The sequence below is a fragment of the Salmonella sp. SG203 genome, assembly GCF_013350575.1.
Taxonomy (GTDB): domain Bacteria; phylum Pseudomonadota; class Gammaproteobacteria; order Enterobacterales; family Enterobacteriaceae; genus Salmonella; species Salmonella enterica.
In genome coordinates this window covers 42,487-58,269 of the sequence record NZ_SNMT01000023.1, presented here as the reverse complement: position 1 = coordinate 58,269, position 15,783 = coordinate 42,487, and the positions used below count along the sequence as shown (strand labels likewise).

Genomic DNA, 15,783 nt, shown 5'->3' with positions numbered 1-15,783 from the left:
TTATCGCGTGAAGGAAGATTATTCAAACAAATTACGCTCATGATCCAGTGTGGGCACGTGACAGGCCGGATGACGCGCCTGCGTCGCCATCTGGCAACGCATCGCCCGATGGCGCTTACGCTACCGTATTAGAAATATATAGAGGTTCTGGTGGCGTAAAGAAAAGCGCCGGCATTGAAGAGAAGGAAGCTTTAACGCAGTGATAACTTATATTGTTTCACTTTGCTTTGGATTGTGTTTTTTAAACTAAAGTAAGGCACCCAGGGCAATGCTGTGTTCCAGGGGCGAGGGGAACCATGAAAACAGACTATGCTTGCTCCGTCAGGTAATTTTCCATTACCTGTCCCATCGTATAGTTCAGGGTTAAAACCAATCATTTTTGGTGTTGCTATATTAGCTTTATAACTAATAATTCTTCCGGGTAAGATGTTTTGCCATCTTTCAGCATCTTGACATATTCTGCCGATAAATCCTTGATCGCCATGATAGGGCGGGGTTCTTATGGCATTGATTTCCTTTTCAGGATTTTTCATAAATTCATCCCACACATTTTTTTTCGCGGGTGCAGGAATAAACATAATACCTGTTGCTGGCGCAACTGAAGCACCATGCTGAGAAAAGTCATTAAGTAATGTTATTTTTTTCATAGTTGTCAGAGGAGTAATATCTCCCACAACAACGCTATCTATATCAATATAGAGAATATCCTCATTACCAAGAACAGGATGCAGTGGATTGAAAAGTTCTAGTTTTGCCCACCATCCTGGCCAATCATACAAAAGAGGCGCTGTATTTACTCCTTTTATCTTTAGCGCATCTGTTAAACAAACAGAATCATAACCTTTGAGCTGCTTATGTAACCATTGAGCATGTTTTGTGGTGAAGTCTTTGCTTTGTCTGAGCACAGAAACAATAATCATTATATTCCCCTGTGAATATTAGGTGTTTTTAGCCGTGTTCCACTATATTTAATGTGCTTTATATTGCAACAAAATTAGTGTTCATATGGTTATTGAAGTTTAATTACATTCAAGATGTGAATGTAATTAATTTGTTTATAATGTTATTAATATATGTAATGTAAGTTGATAAATGGTTTAGTGATTGTTTTGTCTTTTATATTTCCATGGGGAGATATAAAATAAGAGTTGGGATAGGAGTGATCTTATTTCCCCTTTTTGTTTTTGGTGGTTTTTATGTTGCTGAATTGGTTTAAACACTTCAATGTTTAAAGCGCGAGGTCCGCAGTATTTTTATCCATCTTCTCAGGCAACCGGGAGGCAGGTATCCCGGAGTTGGATAGACTGCAGTGATGTTACGAGAACGATGCCCGATAGCGTTTACGCTACCGGGCCTTACTAAACGCTCTATCAGAATAGTGATGTAGACATCAGGTCAGAGAATGAACTTAACAATCATTCACAAAAGAAATGTTTTATTTTTAGTCTATTAACCTGATGAGAAAAGTCTATAAAATATTGCAATATTAAGATTTAGATTAATCCCATTTTTTGTGATTCATTAATGGGATTACTTCTGATATTTTTTTTGTAATATATATGCTATTTGCAGGAATGCTCTTATTTACAAATGACATTGCTCCAATAGTGACATTATCACCGATAGTAATAGAGCCTATAATGCAGGTGTTGGCTCCTATATCTACATTATTGCCGATAATAATGAAATCATCTTCTTTTAAACCTTGCTTGTTTCCTACTGTTGTATTTTGCTTAAGCGATAAATTACAACCGATACGAGCTTTTTTCGTGATGACGATCCCCATGTGATGCGGAATATCCAAACCATAGCCGATTACTGCTCCCAGTTCTATATCAATTCCAAATTTGGAATTTAGCTTGCGATTAATCCATAATCCAGTTTTTTTCTGTTTTTTGAACCATAGATATACATCTCATTTGCCAGACGCCACCAAAATAAAAAGTTACGACGGCGATTGTTATTGGCCTGCATAAGTAATCGACATAATGAAAATTCATTCCTGCGAATAATCTCATGCCGCCAGTATTCCCGTAATCCACTTCCTTTTTTAGATATGGAAAATAATAAGCAATGTAAGAGTTTGATTTTTTCTTCCTCCATTGAAGAAAACTAGCTTGTTAAATAAATGTTATTATCGTAGGGGGTTCACGTATCAATTGGTAAAAATACTATAAGATGGTTTTTTATAATACTTCATTTGCTATGCAAACTGAACATTTGATGCTAAAAAATAATAAAGGGTATTACTTTAATTCAACACCGCCGGGCTTTATACCCGGCGAGAGATTCAACAATCGTATTGCCAGCTACTGACTAAGGCATAAAGGTGGCTGGGGGAGTAGCGCCAGCTATCGTTTAGCCCGAGAAATTCAGCGCAAAACTCGCTGCAAAACAGTCTATCTTTGCGCTCCCGGTTATACAGCGCGATACCGAGCGCGCCCTGCCAGTCATAGCGTTTGCCGTTATGTTTGCGGAAAAAGACTTCCACTTCCGGCAACGTGGCCTTTAACGGTAGCTTATCCCACTTATCGTCCGGTAACGGTATTATCTTTCCCCGCACGCCGCGATCGCGAAACGACGCGGAGTAGCAGAGGTATTCATTACCGCCGTGCGCCACCGCCAGTTCACAGTGAGAGTAGATACCGCGCGTGACTTTGCGCGTGAGCCAGTCGGCAAACCTGGCGATGCCGCGATGCTCCGATCGCCCCTTATAGCAGGCGAGCCAGACGGTGGTTTGACTCATGGTTGCCAGCCTGATGAATAGTCGTAGTCGAGCACAGCCTCGATATCCCCCAGAGCTTCTACCGCCGCAATATGCCGCTGCGCGTTGGCAAACAGGCGCATATCGTGATCCACGGTGATGGTTTCAAACTGCGCGGCGATGTCGTTGGTCAGTTCAATCAAACCGTTATTTTTGGTCTGCCACATTAACCCTGCCGGAATCTGCTGTGCCTGACCCATTCTGGTGAGTGACATTTGCTGAATACGGCTACTGGCGTCACTGTGGAAGTGATAATCATCAATAACGATATAGTCAGCCGTGACTTCATCACGCCGTACTTTTATTGCCTGTTTAACCCGTGATTTAGCGTTATCAAGCACGATGGCAAAACTGGCTGCGTCATAAACCCACGTATTGCCGTTTAATCGATAACATTCCCCTGGTGGTAAATTGGTGATAAATGCTCTGTCTTTAACATTAACCCATACATATTGCCCCAGGTTGAAATGTTCCAGCCATTGTTGCTCTGTTAATTCGATAAGGCTTGTTCTCTCTGGATAACAGAATAATTCAGTATCCATCCAGTCTAGCACTTGTAAAGATGCAGGATCGTAATAAGCATATTTTGACATTATCTTCACCAATAAATTCTGACGATACCAGGAGAACCACTTGACCCCTTATTAAGGACCCAATCCCCCAGATACTCCCGGTTACTGGCACTGGAACTACCACCAGCACCACCGGCACCAAACCCGCTTGCATTAGAGGGTAATGAGCCTGCCACTATCTCTAAGTGATCTAATGTGACCGTTCCTGGTACCCCTCCTATGCCCAGGACGGAATTACTTCCTCTCAGCCCAAGGGTCACGTATTCATACATACGTGCTCCTCCATTCCCACTTGGAGGTAAAAAGCTTATTGTATTTCCTCCTGTGCCCCCGGCCGCCCCTCCCGCACCACCAGGCGCGTTCAGATTGCCAAAGGAGGATTGTCCTCCAGCGTTCCCGCTAAACCCTTTTCTTTGTGAACGACTCCCTTTTGCACCGCCACTACCGCCAGCACCAATCATTACAGGTATCTGACTTTTGGGAACAACATCAACGTAACCAGCCACACACTTGGCAGCAATACCCCCAGTGGAACACTCCTCATTTGCTAATGAACCTCCAGCACCACCACCACCGCCACCAACAACTTCAACAAAAACTCGATTAACCCCATCAGGCACAATAAACGTGCCATTAACGGTAAAAAACTGATAATGGGAATGATTAGCCGGAGCCGCTGCGCTCGCCTTGTCATACGCCGCCTTTACCGCGCTCGGCGTCGCCGCCTCCGTCGTACTGGTGCTGTCGGTGGCGTTATTAAGCTTCACGATCCCTTTTTGCGTTAGCGTACCGTCCGGGGTGCCGGTGATCTGCCCCCAGGCGTGAGTATGGCTGGCCGGGGCCGCCGCACTCGCCTTATCCATCGCCGCCTTTACCGCACTGGGCGTTGCCGCTTCTGTGGTACTGGTGCTGTCCGTCGCGCTGTTAAGTTTCACGATCCCTTTTTGCGTCAGCGTGCCGTCCGGGACGCCGGTAATCTGGTTCCAGGCGTGAGTATGGCTGGCCGGAGCTGCCGCATTCGCCTTATCCATCGCCGCCTTTACCGCGCTCGGCGTTGCCGCTTCCGTTGTACTGGTGCTGTCCGTCGCACTGTTAAGCTTAACAATCCCCTTTTGCGTCAGCGTACCGTCCGGAACGCCGGTAATCTGGTTCCAGGTATGCGTGTGATTACGCGCTTCCGCCATCGCCGCTTTCACCGCCTTTGGCGTGGCGGCTTTGGTTTCGTCATCGCTGTCAGTGGCGTTACTGAGCTGCGTAAAGCCTTTCTGCGTTAATGTCGCATCCGGGTGATTTGTCGAATGTTCATGCTCGTCCAGCCGGGCATCCACATAGTCGCGCGTCGCCAGCACAATACTTGGATCGACCGTCAGCGTCACCGCCGTGGTGTTGGAGACCTCCATAATCAGGCGGATACAGACCTGCTTGCCGCAGCCGCCGGGCAACAGCGGTTTGTAAGATTCCGGGAATTTGCCGATGGCGATTAGCTCGCCCTCGTCGTCGAACACGCCTACTTCACGCACATACCAGCCGCCAACGTCCTCCGGCAGCACCAGTTCGGCAATCAGCCAGTTGGGATTATTCGGTGCAACGGTCAGCGTATTCATCTCGCCGCGCCAGACTTCGTGGCGTAAATTGGTCTGGCTGGCGGTCGGTTCATAATACTGTCCGCCGCCGTCGCCAACCGCCATCTTTTGCAGATGTAGCTGTTTTTTGTCCGCAAGGGCGCTGGCGATTTTCGCCATACCCCTGTCGGTCAGGAGGGTATAAAACTCATTATCCATAATTACTCCGGGTAAATAGATGTAATTTCAAGGCTCCATTGCCCTGTACCGAAATAGAACGGTTTAGTTTGTTGAACTTCCAGAACCTGGAAGGGTAAGACGGTCGTTATTTCTCCACCGTAAAGCGCGCTGCCGATAACAGGAATAGCGCTTTGGTTAATTATCCAGACAATTAACGCTTCCAGCTTTGAGCGCACGTTCTTATACTCATGAATAAGATCGACCAGGTTATTAAACAGATTTTCATCCATGCCCTGGTTAATTAGCTCAATTTCAACCTTAAAAAAATAAGCCTTACCACCATACTCAAACCATTCGGAAATCGTGACGGGTAAGGATAATATTTCCAGTACGCGGCGAACGGCCCAGGGAGTTCCTTTATATTTATGCAGTTCAATCGCCTGCTTAATTAACTCTCGTTTCTCCTGCTCATTGGCGGCAAATAGCCAGCCCTCCAGCCCCTGAACATGAAACTGTTCGGCCAACGAGGGCAGTGCCGAGACATCAACGATATCCACCAGATAGACCAGCAACGCCGTCAGGTCGATTTGCGCAAAACGTTCGGCGGCAATGTTCGCCAGAATTGAGAAACGTTCGTCGCTGGCCAGCGGCGGCGGCAGAAGCAGTTTATCCATCGCTGACTCCGGCAATCGTCACGTCAATGGCCGTGCATTCCGCCCATTCGTGCGCCTGCAATACCTTTTTCGCGGGCATATCCAGCGCCACGTCGTAAACGCCATCAACCTGTAGCACTTTAATTATCTGGTTTGGCACAATGTCCTGGCCCAGCCGGGTCTGGCGCGAGCGCGTCCATCTATTAATCGCTTCACGCGCGGCAGCAAGCGTCGTCTCCTGATCGGCGGTGGTAAACAGCGTCAACCGGGCGCGGATCTGATAAGGTACGCGCGGAGAACATTTAGCGCTCACCTTATCGGTTAGCGGGCGCTTTTTCTCTTTGCTCACCTCCCGTTCGATCTGGGCAAGAAGCTCCGGCCCCGGCAGACCGTTCAGGGTCAGCGGATAGAGTTCCACGCAGCCTTCCGCCAGCCCTTCATCCGGCCCCAGCACCGCCACGTCGATAATCGACTGGCTGACCGAGAGCGTATGGAAGCGATAGGCGCCATAGCTGCCCGCGTTGCTGAAACTTTCCGGCGCTAGCTGGACGCGTTTACGTAGCGCGTCGTCGTTCTCTTCGCCGCAGCCGCCACTTGAGGCCGTCAGATTGGTGACGCTGAGATCGTAATTGCCTACCCGATCCACCAGCGCGCTGATTTGCGCAGGTTGCCAGTTATTGCCGGATTCACCGGTTGTGCTACACAGGTTGCAGTTACCGCAACGCTCAGGCTGCCCGCAGACAACAGAACATCTTCGTCGGTGGCGAACATCACGCTATCCGACGCGCTGGCGCGAGTACCCTGTGGAATCACCAGGTTACTTTTAGCCGCTTGAGTAACAGAAAACTGCAGCGTGGTTTTTGCCGCCTGAGCGGGCAGACGGTGAACGCCAACCAGCTCGCCTAAATAATCCAGCATGGGCGCGCGGGAATACGCGACCAGGTTTTGCTTCGCCGCCTCCTGGATGGCGATGCGGACAAGGTTTTCACGATAGGCAAACAGGTCAATGAGCAGCCGCTCAGCCTGCGCCGGGTAGAGTTTTTTACCGCTGGCTTCTTCATATTGCGCAATCATCTCGCTGGTGATTTGCGCGGGATCGCGGTCAATAAAATCGGGTTCGGCTATCGCCATAACACCTCCGTTGAGTTGATTACGCCGTCTGCGGCGCGCCATTGCACGCGTAACGTCAGATGTTCGCCGTCAATCGTCGGCGTCACCTTCAGCAACCGGCAGCGCGGCTCCCACATGCGAATCGCTTCCACTGACTCCCGAACGACGTGCGGAATAGCCCGCTCGATCGGGTAATCGATATAGCGCCACAGATTGCTGCCAAAAAGCGGCCTGTGGGGATCGCTGCCGCGCGGCGTGCGCAGAATGATGTGTATTGCCTGATGAATATCATCCAGCCCGCAGACGTATTCTTCAGGACGTTGCAAGGCAGGTTGCCAGTGCAGGGTCGAGGGTCGTGTTTTCGTGTTCATGAGGCTATTTTCGCCTTCCGGCGGGGGGAGAGATATTAAAGCGCTTTAAGAAACGAATTGATTAAACAAAGAAAACCCGCCGAGATGGCGGGGTTGGGTTAGTGAGAGTGGTGGTTGGAGTTGCCGCCGCTATCCATCAGCGTGCCGCTGGCGTTAACGTTGCCGAGGACATTCACGTTGCCCGTGATAACCGCGCTGTTTCCGACGCCGCCGCTGCCTGCCATACCGCCAAGCCAGGTGAGTTTTTTCATCACGGTAACGTCGCCGGTAAAGGTGCTGAGCGGCGCATCGACGGTGACATTCAGCGCTTTAATGCCCGTATGGGGCGCTTCCACGTTGACATCTACCGCCTTGACGCCCACGGAGGTGGCCGCCACGTCTACGGTTTCTGATATCACCGTGACGTGCTGCGCCCTGACCTCTACTTGCGGTGAAGTAAGCTGCGTACGTTCCTTCACTTCAATGACGATTTTTTCTATGCCGCCGTTGACGGTGAGCTGGTGTAACGCACGGTCATATTCAAAGGCCGCGCCGTCGGAAAACTGCACGTAGCGCTTGTCGCGCGAGGCCAGCGGCGCGGTATCCACGCTGGAGTAGACCGCGCCCAGCACCACCCCATCCTCGCCGTTGTCGTCGAGCAAAACTTCCACCTGTTCGCCAATATCCGGCAACCAGTAATCTTTGTTGTCCTGCGTGTTGCGTTGCAGCACCGCAAGCCAGTTACTGCGCAGGTTATCGCACTCCGGTAGAGTGACTCTGACGCGCACGACCGCCTCATCAATATCGCTGATAATACCCGTCTGGCGGGTAACGCCTTTCATATTGCCTCCTTACTGGCTGGTTGCCGGTCCGCGTGAAATGTCGATTTCGGTAGTGTAGCCGCCGCTGCGCGTGAGTTTGTGCATGGATTTATCAATCAGCCACTGCCCGGAAAGTACGCCAAAATCGCTCAGTTCTATCTTGTTGCCCGCCGTCAACTGCGGGCAGCCCATCAGGGTGAGCGTGCCGGTTTGCTGGTATTCGTTGTGGCTGTCCAGCGCGGCATTGGCTTTAGCCTGCGCCGCGCCGGTATCCGGAGCGCGACTGTTGATCTTCAGGGTATCGGCGCTGGTCGCCGCACCGCGCGCCGAGGTCTTTTCCTGGCTATCATGGGTATAAATAACCAGTTCTTTTTGCTTGCTATTTTGATGCTGCACGGTGGCGTTTTTGTAGATCCGGTTGATGGTATCTTTGAACGTGTAGTGCGAAACATCCGTCCGCCTGAGCGTCTTCACCGGCGCCAGACAGCGCAGCGTCGGCAGATGCGAAAAGATCAGCTCCGTCGCCGTCACTTTCACGGTATAGCCATATTCACTCGCCAGCCGTTTGAGAAACGCCACATCGGTTTCGGCATATTGCGTGACCCGATCAATCGTCAGCGGCGCAATCTTGCCCGCCAGTGTTAAACCGTGTTTTTGCGCGATGCGACTGGCGATGGCGGAAAGCGTCGTCTCCTCAAAGCCCTGGCTGTTTTTGGTGCGTAGCGCTTTGCTGACCGAGGTGGCGATACCGTCGATATTGACCGTCGAAGGTGGCGCGCTGATATCAATTTTATCAATGATATAGGTTCCGCAATCGAGCAGATCTTCACCCTGGTAGCCCAGGCGCAGCGCCAGCGTGTCGCCTTTTCCCGGATACCATTCGTTTACCCAGCGCCCGGCGCTATCTTCCAGCGCAATGGCAATAACATCCGACTCGTTTTTAATGCTGTCGCTGTAACTGATGCTGGTGACATAAGGCGCGATGTCGTAAGTGATCTCTTTATGTCCGTACCAAAGGGTAAAAATAGGCGTCAGGGTGGCGAACACCCCGCCGGATACCGTTATCTCAGCCATGGCGGTAGCTCCGGGGTCGTTTGCGTGACGCTGATAACCGGGATGATCAGCCGCACGCCTGACGGTAAAACCGGCATAATAGCGACGTGCGGATTGGCCGCGATGATGCGTTCGTAGGCCAGCGCATCGCCGTAATAGCGCCAGGCGAGATTATCCCAGCGTTCGCCGTCGGTGGTGACATGTTCAAGGTAGCGCATTACAGACTCCTCGTAATATCGGCAGCGGCAAGCTGGCTCACGTCAGGAGCGCTTGTTTGCAGCGTGCCGCGCGCCTGATTGACCAGCGTCGCGGCGCTGTCGTAAGTCGCTTCCGCGACGCTGCTGGTGATAGCGTCAAACAGCGATTCGGCGTGTTCAATAAGCGTGCCGGCATCGCCCGCGCATTCGCGGATCCCCGGCAGGCTGTCGATCAGTTCCTGCATTTTCGCCGCCAGCGCTTTCGGCAGCCCGGCCAGCGTTTGCAAATCCAGCGGCTGCTGGAACAGCGCGTCTATCGCGCTAATGGTTTTTTTCAGCGAATCGACGATATCGGCGCATTTTTCTTTCAGCGCTTTGGCTTCCTTCACCAGTTCTTTCGCCTGGGCGATCGTTTTTTTGATGTCATCAATGGCGTCGGCCACCTCATCCATCATCTCTTTGGCTTCACGCATACCCTCTTCAACGGCGCTCAGCAGTTCATCGAACCAGGAATCGCTAACGTCGGGAAGCTCATCCAACATCTCGTCAATGTTCGGTTCCTGGGTGGTGATGGCCGGAGGCAGCAACGGGCTCTTCGGATCGCCGGTGTACTCCTGTAGCGACAGAGTGCCGCCCTGGGCAATGACGTTACCGTAAGGATCGGTGTGCTGGTGGGTAGCGGTCAGATCGGTAATCACGAACCAGCCGCGATAATCGCCATTGCCGAACACCAGCGCCATCGCCTGGTGCGCGCTCATCGCTTCCCGCAGACGGTTCAGCTCGGTGGTCGGCTGGCAATACTGACTATGAAAGTTGAATTTCAGGGTGATCTTGTCCAGCTTATCGCCGATAAATTGCACACCCGGTTTCCCTTCAATACGGGCATGGCTGGTATAATCCACGCCCATCGTGCTTTCAAATTCGTCCCAGTAAGCGACGACGTCAAATTCTATTTCGCCTAATACGGCATACATTATGCGTACTCCCGGCGCCGTTGTTGCGCCATGACATCGTTAATCATTCTCTCCAGCTCGCGTTTACTCAGCGACAGCACGTTGTTGATATCTTTGGCGGCATTCGCGCCGCTTCCCTGCACGGTAACCTGCGGGGAAAAGTGTACCTGCACGTTGCTTTGCGCGCGGGAGGGCAGCGTATAAGGTTTCCCGCCGGATTTGCCGGGAAGCGCGGCTGGCGTCGGCGGCGTGGCGGCGCTTTTCGTCTTCACAGGCTGTGGCGAGGCCATCGTTTTGGCCGAGGTTGTCACCGCTTTCGCTCCCGATGCCAGCGGCGCGCCGGCCTGTTGCGCGACCATTGTTCCGGCAATACCGGGGACGGCGGCGGCGACAGACGGCATTTCAGCGCTGATGCCCAGCGCGCTTTTCGCCCAGTCGGGGATCAGCGCTTTTATCTTCTCAATCGCCCCGTTCAGGAAAGGAAGCGCATTCAGAATGCCGTTGATCAGGCTATCCAGAATATTGCCGCCAAATTCGCTGAAGCTGGCGGGGAGTTCAATGCCAAACCAGTCCAGTACGCTGGCGAAGGCGCGGTAAAACAGCCCCAGCGGCGACCAGTCGAGAATCAGACGCGTGACGCCTGCAATGCCTCCGTCAAAGGCGGTTTTGATACGCTCCCAGACTCCGGCAAAGAAACCGGAAATCGGTTCCCAGTAGCGATAAAGTAAGTATGCGGCGCCTGCGATAGCGGTGATAGTCAGGCCGACAGGGTTCATCAGCAGCGCCCGACCCAGCCAGATAAACGTCTGGCCGACCAGCCGTAGCCCTTTTATCAGGCCGTTTCCCAGCAGCATCGTCAGGCTTTTCGCACCGTTGCCAAACGATTTCAGAACCGATAGCGCGCGACTGCCTCCGCCCAGCGCCAGACCGGCTTTGACCTTCAGGAAGATATCGATCAGGCGAATAAACGGTGACGCAATGAGGTTTGCTCCCAGCCTGAGAATATTCAGCGCCCCGTTGAACAGCCAGATAACGCCAACGACTTTAGCGACCCCTTGCACCAGCGCCGGATTTTCCCGCAGCCAGGCGCTGAACTGCCGCACCAGCGGCGTGATGCTTTGCGCCAGTTCGCCAATGGCGGGCATCAGCGCCAGGCCGACGGTCAGCCACAGATCGTTAAGTGAAAGTTGTAACGCTTTGGTCTGTTCTCCGGGCGATGTCATTTTCGCGGCGAAGTCATCATCAATAAAATGTTGCCCCGCCGCCTGCATTGCGGAGGCTTTTAGCTGGCGATATTCGGCCATATTCGCCAGCATCGGGGCGAGAAAATCCCGCGTTTGCGCATCGCCGAACATCGCGCCGAGGTTAAATTTCTCCGTCATGGCCTGTAGCGCGTCGCCGCGCGCGGAAAGATCCTCAATCTTCATGGTTTGCCTGAAGGTGTCGAGGATCTGCGGGTTCATTTTCTCCAGTTGCATCTGCACAATGTGGGTCATCGCTTCCGTCACGCCGATCCCGTTTTGCTGATGTTCCAGCAGCGATCCCTGAAGATCCACGCCCTGGCGGGCAAACCAACTGTCCGTCTCTTTCGAGAAGGCGGATTTCAGGAAATGGTCGAAATTCGCTGCCGCCGCGCCTGCGTCAGGGGCATTTTTCATGGCGATTTGCATCGTTGCGGTCAGTTCCGCAATGCCTTCTTTCCCCTGAGCGCCGGTTTTTCCGGCAAAGGCGTTAATCCACTGGGTTTGCTCTGCAACGGAGCCGCCGCCGCTTTTTGCCACGCTATACAGCATATTTTGCGCAAAACGGAAGTCGTCAGGGGCGATGTTCAGTTTGTCGCGAGTGGCCAGAGCCGCCTGCGCCCAGCTTTGCGCGCTGTCGCGGGAGGCGGTTGCGGCTTTGGCGATATCGGGCATGTAGCGGCTAAGATCCTGCAATGTGCTGACGCCGCCTTCGATCATCGTGGCGGCGGCGCTTTGCAGATCTTTTTGATCCTGATTGAAATCAAGGCTCCAGTCGCGGATATTCAGGCTCAGGGCGTCCCGCGCGGTGTTATCCATGCCGCCTTTCGCCGCCATATCGACCATGTTGCCCTGAAATTCGTAAGGCAGCTTCCAGTCGGGAGTCTCAACGTTCAGGAGCTTGCCGAGCTGTCCGGCGAACGTTTGTGTTTTTTCCAGCAACCCGGCGCGCTGTTTATCGTTCTCTTCCCGGCGAAGGGCGGAGTTAGCGAGCTGTTGCGTAAGCCGGGTGATTTTTGTTTGCTCAAAGCTGAGCGTGTGCAGCGTGCTGGCGTTGAGTGAGCCGTAACGGGCTATTGCCTGCGTCAACGTCTCATTACGCGCCTGAAGCTGAGTAATAATGTCGTTGGCCAAAATAGTGTCTCGTATAAGTTGCCCGGTAACAGGCTGCTTGCCGGAAAAAGGACAGGGAAGGAGTGAACCGGGCTTGGGTCAGGAAACCCGCAGGCATTAAGCCTGCGAGTCGTATTCGTGTTTAATTTGCGCGCTGGCTTCGTCCAGCCAGCAGGTAAAATCGTCAACCGACAGCGCGTCAATTTCACTGGGCGGAAAGCGAAACCACCTCGCCAGCAGCGCCATTGCCTGCCACAGTTGCTGTGGGTTCTGTAGCCATGCTAAGCATGGCCTGAAATCGTTTCTGCAATGCCTGATAGTCCAGCAGATCCATTTCCGCCAGATCTTCGGCTACCAGCCCGGTCATAGCCGCCATCAGCGGCTCATCCCACTCTTCCGGTTTATCGCTGGCGCGGCGCGCGGCGCGCATATCTTTTACCTTCAGGCGACGTAATTGCAGAACGTCGATACGTTCCCCGGTGGCGGAGGTAAACGGGAATTTCAGGGTATATTTTTCGTTCATGGTGTAGTCCTTATTCGTCGTGTTAAATTCGGGGCCGTAGCCCCGAAGTAATTAACCGCCAATATTATTGCGGTAGGCATTTAATTGATCCGCGCCATTTACGCGGAAAATATTCGCCAGATAATCCAGTTCAAGAAGCGTTTCACCGTCAACCACCTGTTTAATATAAGTGCAGCCGAAGGCGCTGCTAAATTCCGGGTTTTCATTCTGTTTAAACGTTCCCAGCGGGTTCTTTTTAAACATTACGGTCATATGCGTCACCAGCGCTAACTGATCCGCTTTACCCTGCGAGTTATAACAATCGATGCTGGAGCGGCACTGCAATGCCACCGCCTGCCACGGATTTGCCGTTTTACGCATGACGTCGTGGTAAAACGAGTTCCATTTAATTTCACCTTCCAGTTTGTCAAAACCGGCAGGCAGTTCAATTTTACCGACCATCCCCAGCGCTTTATGCTCCTGCATAATCATGCTGATATCAGGCAGTTTAATTTCACTCGCGCGACCTAAAAGATTATTACCATCGAGATAAATATTGGCGTTGGTAATACGGTTAATTTGAATTTTTCCAGCCATTAGCGATTGCTCTCCAGAGAAACTAAATATTCAGAGGTAATTTCGGTTTCAAACGTCAGACGTTCCAGTGGCGGCGGCGGGGTGAATTTGTAGCTCAGCAACAGATGCCCGGCTGCCAGTTCAGTCTGTTCGTTACGCGCCGGGTCGTACCAGCATTCAAAGCCCAACAACGCGCCGTCGGCAATCAGCTTGCGGCCCCAGGTGTTCACCGATTCGGTCAGCGCGTCGATCAGCGCCTGGTTTATCGGCATATCCATATACTGCTGGCTGAAATAACGAATCGATTCGTTGATTACATCGCCGGTACGGCGCACGTTCTCAAAGTTACGCATATGAGTAACCGTCGGCCAGGCGGCGGTACGGTTGCCCCACAGGCGCAAACCGGAGCCATAGCTGTTGAAGATGGTGGTGATGCCGTTTTCATTCAGTTGATTCACTTCGCTTTGCGGATCGTCGATCATCGCTGACAGCGAGCGCTCTACGCCGGTAATGCCCTGAATTTCCTGATTGGAGTTGCTCCACCAGAAGCCTTTTTCCAGATCCACTTTGGCACGCAGGCCAGCGGCGCGGGAGGAGAGCGGTTCCAGGACTTCGCTGTCCGTCGCGCTGTCGTAAACTTTGACGTGCGGATAGCAAAGACGTACGCGATCGGAACTGGTGTTGAAGTTAATCGAACCTCGCGGGCCACGTCCTGCCAGTACCTGCTGGAAAGTCGTGCCGATGGGCGCATCAATGTAGGTGATGGCCCCCAGCGCTTCCGCCTGAGCGATAAGCTTAACGGCGACCGAGTTTTGCGTACAAAAGACCGGCGCAATTAGGATCTTTGCGTAAAAGCCAAACTGGTTCCAGGTGTCCTGTAACAGCTTCATGCCGGTACGATCGCCCGCGGTGTTTACCTCGCCAACGATATCGGCAGCGACCACTTTAGTGGGGTCCGCGTAAGTATAATTTACATAGGCCTGAACGCCGGGTTTCAGGTTGTTCCCCATACAGGTGATTTTACCGGTCAGCATATCAATGGTGTAATCGGTGCCTTTGACATAAGCGTTTCCGGCGCTCGTGTTGCGGCCAATGCTCATCGTTTGTACGGCCCCATGCTTGAGTTGAATCAGACCGTTGTCATCAACCTTCACGACTTCATTGGGAATGGTACTTTTGTGTACCGCCGGATTCAGCACGTTAATCACCACGACCGTTCCTGCGCCGTGATCGTAGATCGCCTTCAGCGCCTGCGGGATGGTGAAATTCGCCAGACCTGGGCCAAACTGCGCCGCGTCGCTTTCAGAAAGGCACAGCGTTGGCTGGTTAACCGGGCCGCATGGCGCGGTGCCGATCAGACCAATAACCGCAGATTTAACCGCCTTAACCGGACGTGGGCCGGTTTCGATCTCAATGGTCTCTACACCGTGCAGGTAATTAGCTGCCATGGACAATTTCCTCTTCATTAGTTTCTACTTCTTGCGTAACCACTGGCACCAGGTGACGGCGGGCAATCATGGTGATTACCCACTCGTTATCTTCCGGCAGCGAGATTTCGCTATTGGGCCACAGTAAGACTTCCTGACCGTCGGCGAGCGTGACGCCGCTTGCCGGGCCACTGTAGATATATTTCATTGAATTTCCTCATAATTAACGATTGTCAGCAGGGGGGAGTCCTTGCCTTCCTGTTCCGCGATAAACAGGGTGCTGGCGGTCATATCCAGGGCGTAACGGCAGAAGTTTGCGGCGTCGCCGATATATTTTTCGCTTTCCAGCCAGAGCGGACGATCACAGTCGGGAAGTTCAATGCCCCCCAACGAGCGACGTAGACGATCCAGCGCGTTTATCGCGTCACTTATTTGCGGAACAATAACGGTGGCGGAAATCCGGATTAGTTGTTTTTGTACCGTGGCATCCGTATTTTCTGGTTCGGCAAAAACCGAACCGCAGTAGTGAATTAATACCGTTACCTGCTGTCCTGTTGGGATATATACTTTCGCATCGGTTGATGAAATATGTATATCCATATCAGGGTTTAATTCACGTAGTCTATTCGCCACGGTATGTATAACAGATAATGTTTCCATATACGGTTTTCCTTGATTTACCGGGAGAGATAATATTCTCTCTTCGTTA

18 protein-coding genes and 2 pseudogenes are annotated in these 15,783 nt (G+C 52.2%); all 20 read right to left on the bottom strand.

Annotated elements, in window-relative coordinates; translation table 11 throughout:
* Positions 1–191: 191 nt before the first annotated feature.
* On the bottom strand, positions 192–920 hold the full coding sequence (locus tag HV477_RS22900; protein ID WP_000587743.1) for a hypothetical protein: 729 nt from the start codon (positions 918–920) through the stop codon (positions 192–194).
* Positions 921–1,498: 578 nt separating this feature from the next.
* Entirely contained in the window at positions 1,499–1,804 is a 306-nt protein-coding gene (locus HV477_RS28555) for a DapH/DapD/GlmU-related protein (protein WP_170914635.1), read from the bottom strand.
* A 12-nt stretch (positions 1,805–1,816) separates the two neighbouring features.
* Positions 1,817–2,042: pseudogene (locus HV477_RS28550) on the bottom strand (hypothetical protein); the annotation flags it as partial.
* 248 nt (positions 2,043–2,290) lie between these two features.
* On the bottom strand, positions 2,291–2,746 hold the full coding sequence (locus HV477_RS22890; RefSeq protein WP_000084331.1) for a hypothetical protein: 456 nt from the start codon (positions 2,744–2,746) through the stop codon (positions 2,291–2,293).
* Positions 2,743–3,357 (bottom strand): DUF4376 domain-containing protein, encoded by a 615-nt coding sequence (locus HV477_RS22885; RefSeq protein ID WP_000049617.1) that lies wholly within the window; start codon positions 3,355–3,357, stop codon positions 2,743–2,745. The genes HV477_RS22890 and HV477_RS22885 overlap by 4 nt, the downstream gene beginning before the upstream one ends.
* 5 nt (positions 3,358–3,362) lie before the next feature.
* Positions 3,363–5,117, bottom strand: a complete 1,755-nt coding sequence (locus tag HV477_RS22880) for a tail fiber protein (RefSeq protein ID WP_079899287.1) — start codon at positions 5,115–5,117, stop codon at positions 3,363–3,365.
* Between the two features lie 2 nt (positions 5,118–5,119).
* Positions 5,120–5,752 carry a phage tail protein I gene (locus HV477_RS22875; RefSeq protein ID WP_079899286.1) on the bottom strand — a complete coding sequence of 211 codons (633 nt, stop codon included), beginning with the start codon at positions 5,750–5,752 and terminating at the stop codon, positions 5,120–5,122.
* Positions 5,745–6,862: pseudogene (locus HV477_RS22870) on the bottom strand (baseplate J/gp47 family protein). The gene HV477_RS22875 and the pseudogene HV477_RS22870 overlap by 8 nt, the downstream one beginning before the upstream one ends.
* Positions 6,853–7,212, bottom strand: coding sequence for a GPW/gp25 family protein (locus HV477_RS22865; RefSeq protein WP_001093501.1), 360 nt, complete (start codon positions 7,210–7,212; stop codon positions 6,853–6,855). Before HV477_RS22865 ends, HV477_RS22870 begins: the two are co-directional and overlap by 10 nt.
* 98 nt (positions 7,213–7,310) lie before the next feature.
* Entirely contained in the window at positions 7,311–8,033 is a 723-nt protein-coding gene (locus tag HV477_RS22860) for a phage baseplate assembly protein V (protein ID WP_079899284.1), read from the bottom strand.
* A 9-nt stretch (positions 8,034–8,042) separates the two neighbouring features.
* Entirely contained in the window at positions 8,043–9,086 is a 1,044-nt protein-coding gene (locus HV477_RS22855) for a phage late control D family protein (RefSeq protein WP_058116570.1), read from the bottom strand.
* Positions 9,074–9,283, bottom strand: coding sequence for a tail protein X (locus tag HV477_RS22850; RefSeq protein ID WP_001269716.1), 210 nt, complete (start codon positions 9,281–9,283; stop codon positions 9,074–9,076). The genes HV477_RS22855 and HV477_RS22850 overlap by 13 nt, the downstream gene beginning before the upstream one ends.
* Positions 9,283–10,236, bottom strand: coding sequence for a phage tail protein (locus HV477_RS22845; protein WP_079899283.1), 954 nt, complete (start codon positions 10,234–10,236; stop codon positions 9,283–9,285). The genes HV477_RS22850 and HV477_RS22845 overlap by 1 nt, the downstream gene beginning before the upstream one ends.
* Positions 10,236–12,590: a phage tail tape measure protein gene (locus HV477_RS22840; RefSeq protein ID WP_079899282.1), complete on the bottom strand. Its 2,355-nt coding sequence runs from the start codon at positions 12,588–12,590 to the stop codon at positions 10,236–10,238. Before HV477_RS22840 ends, HV477_RS22845 begins: the two co-directional genes overlap by 1 nt.
* Positions 12,591–12,686: 96 nt before the next feature.
* Complete coding sequence (locus tag HV477_RS22835) at positions 12,687–12,815, bottom strand: GpE family phage tail protein (RefSeq protein WP_001185654.1); 129 nt, start codon at positions 12,813–12,815, stop codon at positions 12,687–12,689.
* Positions 12,775–13,092 carry a phage tail assembly protein gene (locus HV477_RS22830; RefSeq protein ID WP_079899281.1) on the bottom strand — a complete coding sequence of 106 codons (318 nt, stop codon included), beginning with the start codon at positions 13,090–13,092 and terminating at the stop codon, positions 12,775–12,777. The genes HV477_RS22835 and HV477_RS22830 overlap by 41 nt, the downstream gene beginning before the upstream one ends.
* 51 nt (positions 13,093–13,143) lie before the next feature.
* Positions 13,144–13,668: a phage major tail tube protein gene (locus HV477_RS22825; RefSeq protein WP_000907494.1), complete on the bottom strand. Its 525-nt coding sequence runs from the start codon at positions 13,666–13,668 to the stop codon at positions 13,144–13,146.
* Complete coding sequence (locus tag HV477_RS22820) at positions 13,668–15,095, bottom strand: phage tail sheath family protein (protein WP_079899280.1); 1,428 nt, start codon at positions 15,093–15,095, stop codon at positions 13,668–13,670. The genes HV477_RS22825 and HV477_RS22820 overlap by 1 nt, the downstream gene beginning before the upstream one ends.
* Entirely contained in the window at positions 15,085–15,282 is a 198-nt protein-coding gene (locus HV477_RS22815) for a hypothetical protein (RefSeq protein ID WP_000875314.1), read from the bottom strand. The genes HV477_RS22820 and HV477_RS22815 overlap by 11 nt, the downstream gene beginning before the upstream one ends.
* Complete coding sequence (locus tag HV477_RS22810) at positions 15,279–15,734, bottom strand: Gp37 family protein (protein WP_077464477.1); 456 nt, start codon at positions 15,732–15,734, stop codon at positions 15,279–15,281. Before HV477_RS22810 ends, HV477_RS22815 begins: the two co-directional genes overlap by 4 nt.
* Positions 15,735–15,783: the final 49 nt, after the last annotated feature.

Excerpts from the sequence above, each read along its gene's own strand:
- HV477_RS22900 (WP_000587743.1), bottom strand. The coding sequence starts at position 920 with ATGATTATTGTTTCTGTGCTCAGACAAAGCAAAGACTTCACCACAAAA.
- HV477_RS22890 (WP_000084331.1), bottom strand. The coding sequence starts at position 2,746 with ATGAGTCAAACCACCGTCTGGCTCGCCTGCTATAAGGGGCGATCGGAG.
- HV477_RS22885 (WP_000049617.1), bottom strand. The coding sequence starts at position 3,357 with ATGTCAAAATATGCTTATTACGATCCTGCATCTTTACAAGTGCTAGAC.
- HV477_RS22880 (WP_079899287.1), bottom strand. The coding sequence starts at position 5,117 with ATGGATAATGAGTTTTATACCCTCCTGACCGACAGGGGTATGGCGAAA.
- HV477_RS22875 (WP_079899286.1), bottom strand. The coding sequence starts at position 5,752 with ATGGATAAACTGCTTCTGCCGCCGCCGCTGGCCAGCGACGAACGTTTC.
- HV477_RS22865 (WP_001093501.1), bottom strand. The coding sequence starts at position 7,212 with ATGAACACGAAAACACGACCCTCGACCCTGCACTGGCAACCTGCCTTG.
- HV477_RS22860 (WP_079899284.1), bottom strand. The coding sequence starts at position 8,033 with ATGAAAGGCGTTACCCGCCAGACGGGTATTATCAGCGATATTGATGAG.
- HV477_RS22855 (WP_058116570.1), bottom strand. The coding sequence starts at position 9,086 with ATGGCTGAGATAACGGTATCCGGCGGGGTGTTCGCCACCCTGACGCCT.
- HV477_RS22850 (WP_001269716.1), bottom strand. The coding sequence starts at position 9,283 with ATGCGCTACCTTGAACATGTCACCACCGACGGCGAACGCTGGGATAAT.
- HV477_RS22845 (WP_079899283.1), bottom strand. The coding sequence starts at position 10,236 with ATGTATGCCGTATTAGGCGAAATAGAATTTGACGTCGTCGCTTACTGG.
- HV477_RS22835 (WP_001185654.1), bottom strand. The coding sequence starts at position 12,815 with ATGGCGCTGCTGGCGAGGTGGTTTCGCTTTCCGCCCAGTGAAATTGAC.
- HV477_RS22830 (WP_079899281.1), bottom strand. The coding sequence starts at position 13,092 with ATGAACGAAAAATATACCCTGAAATTCCCGTTTACCTCCGCCACCGGG.
- HV477_RS22825 (WP_000907494.1), bottom strand. The coding sequence starts at position 13,668 with ATGGCTGGAAAAATTCAAATTAACCGTATTACCAACGCCAATATTTAT.
- HV477_RS22820 (WP_079899280.1), bottom strand. The coding sequence starts at position 15,095 with ATGGCAGCTAATTACCTGCACGGTGTAGAGACCATTGAGATCGAAACC.
- HV477_RS22815 (WP_000875314.1), bottom strand. The coding sequence starts at position 15,282 with ATGAAATATATCTACAGTGGCCCGGCAAGCGGCGTCACGCTCGCCGAC.
- HV477_RS22810 (WP_077464477.1), bottom strand. The coding sequence starts at position 15,734 with ATGGAAACATTATCTGTTATACATACCGTGGCGAATAGACTACGTGAA.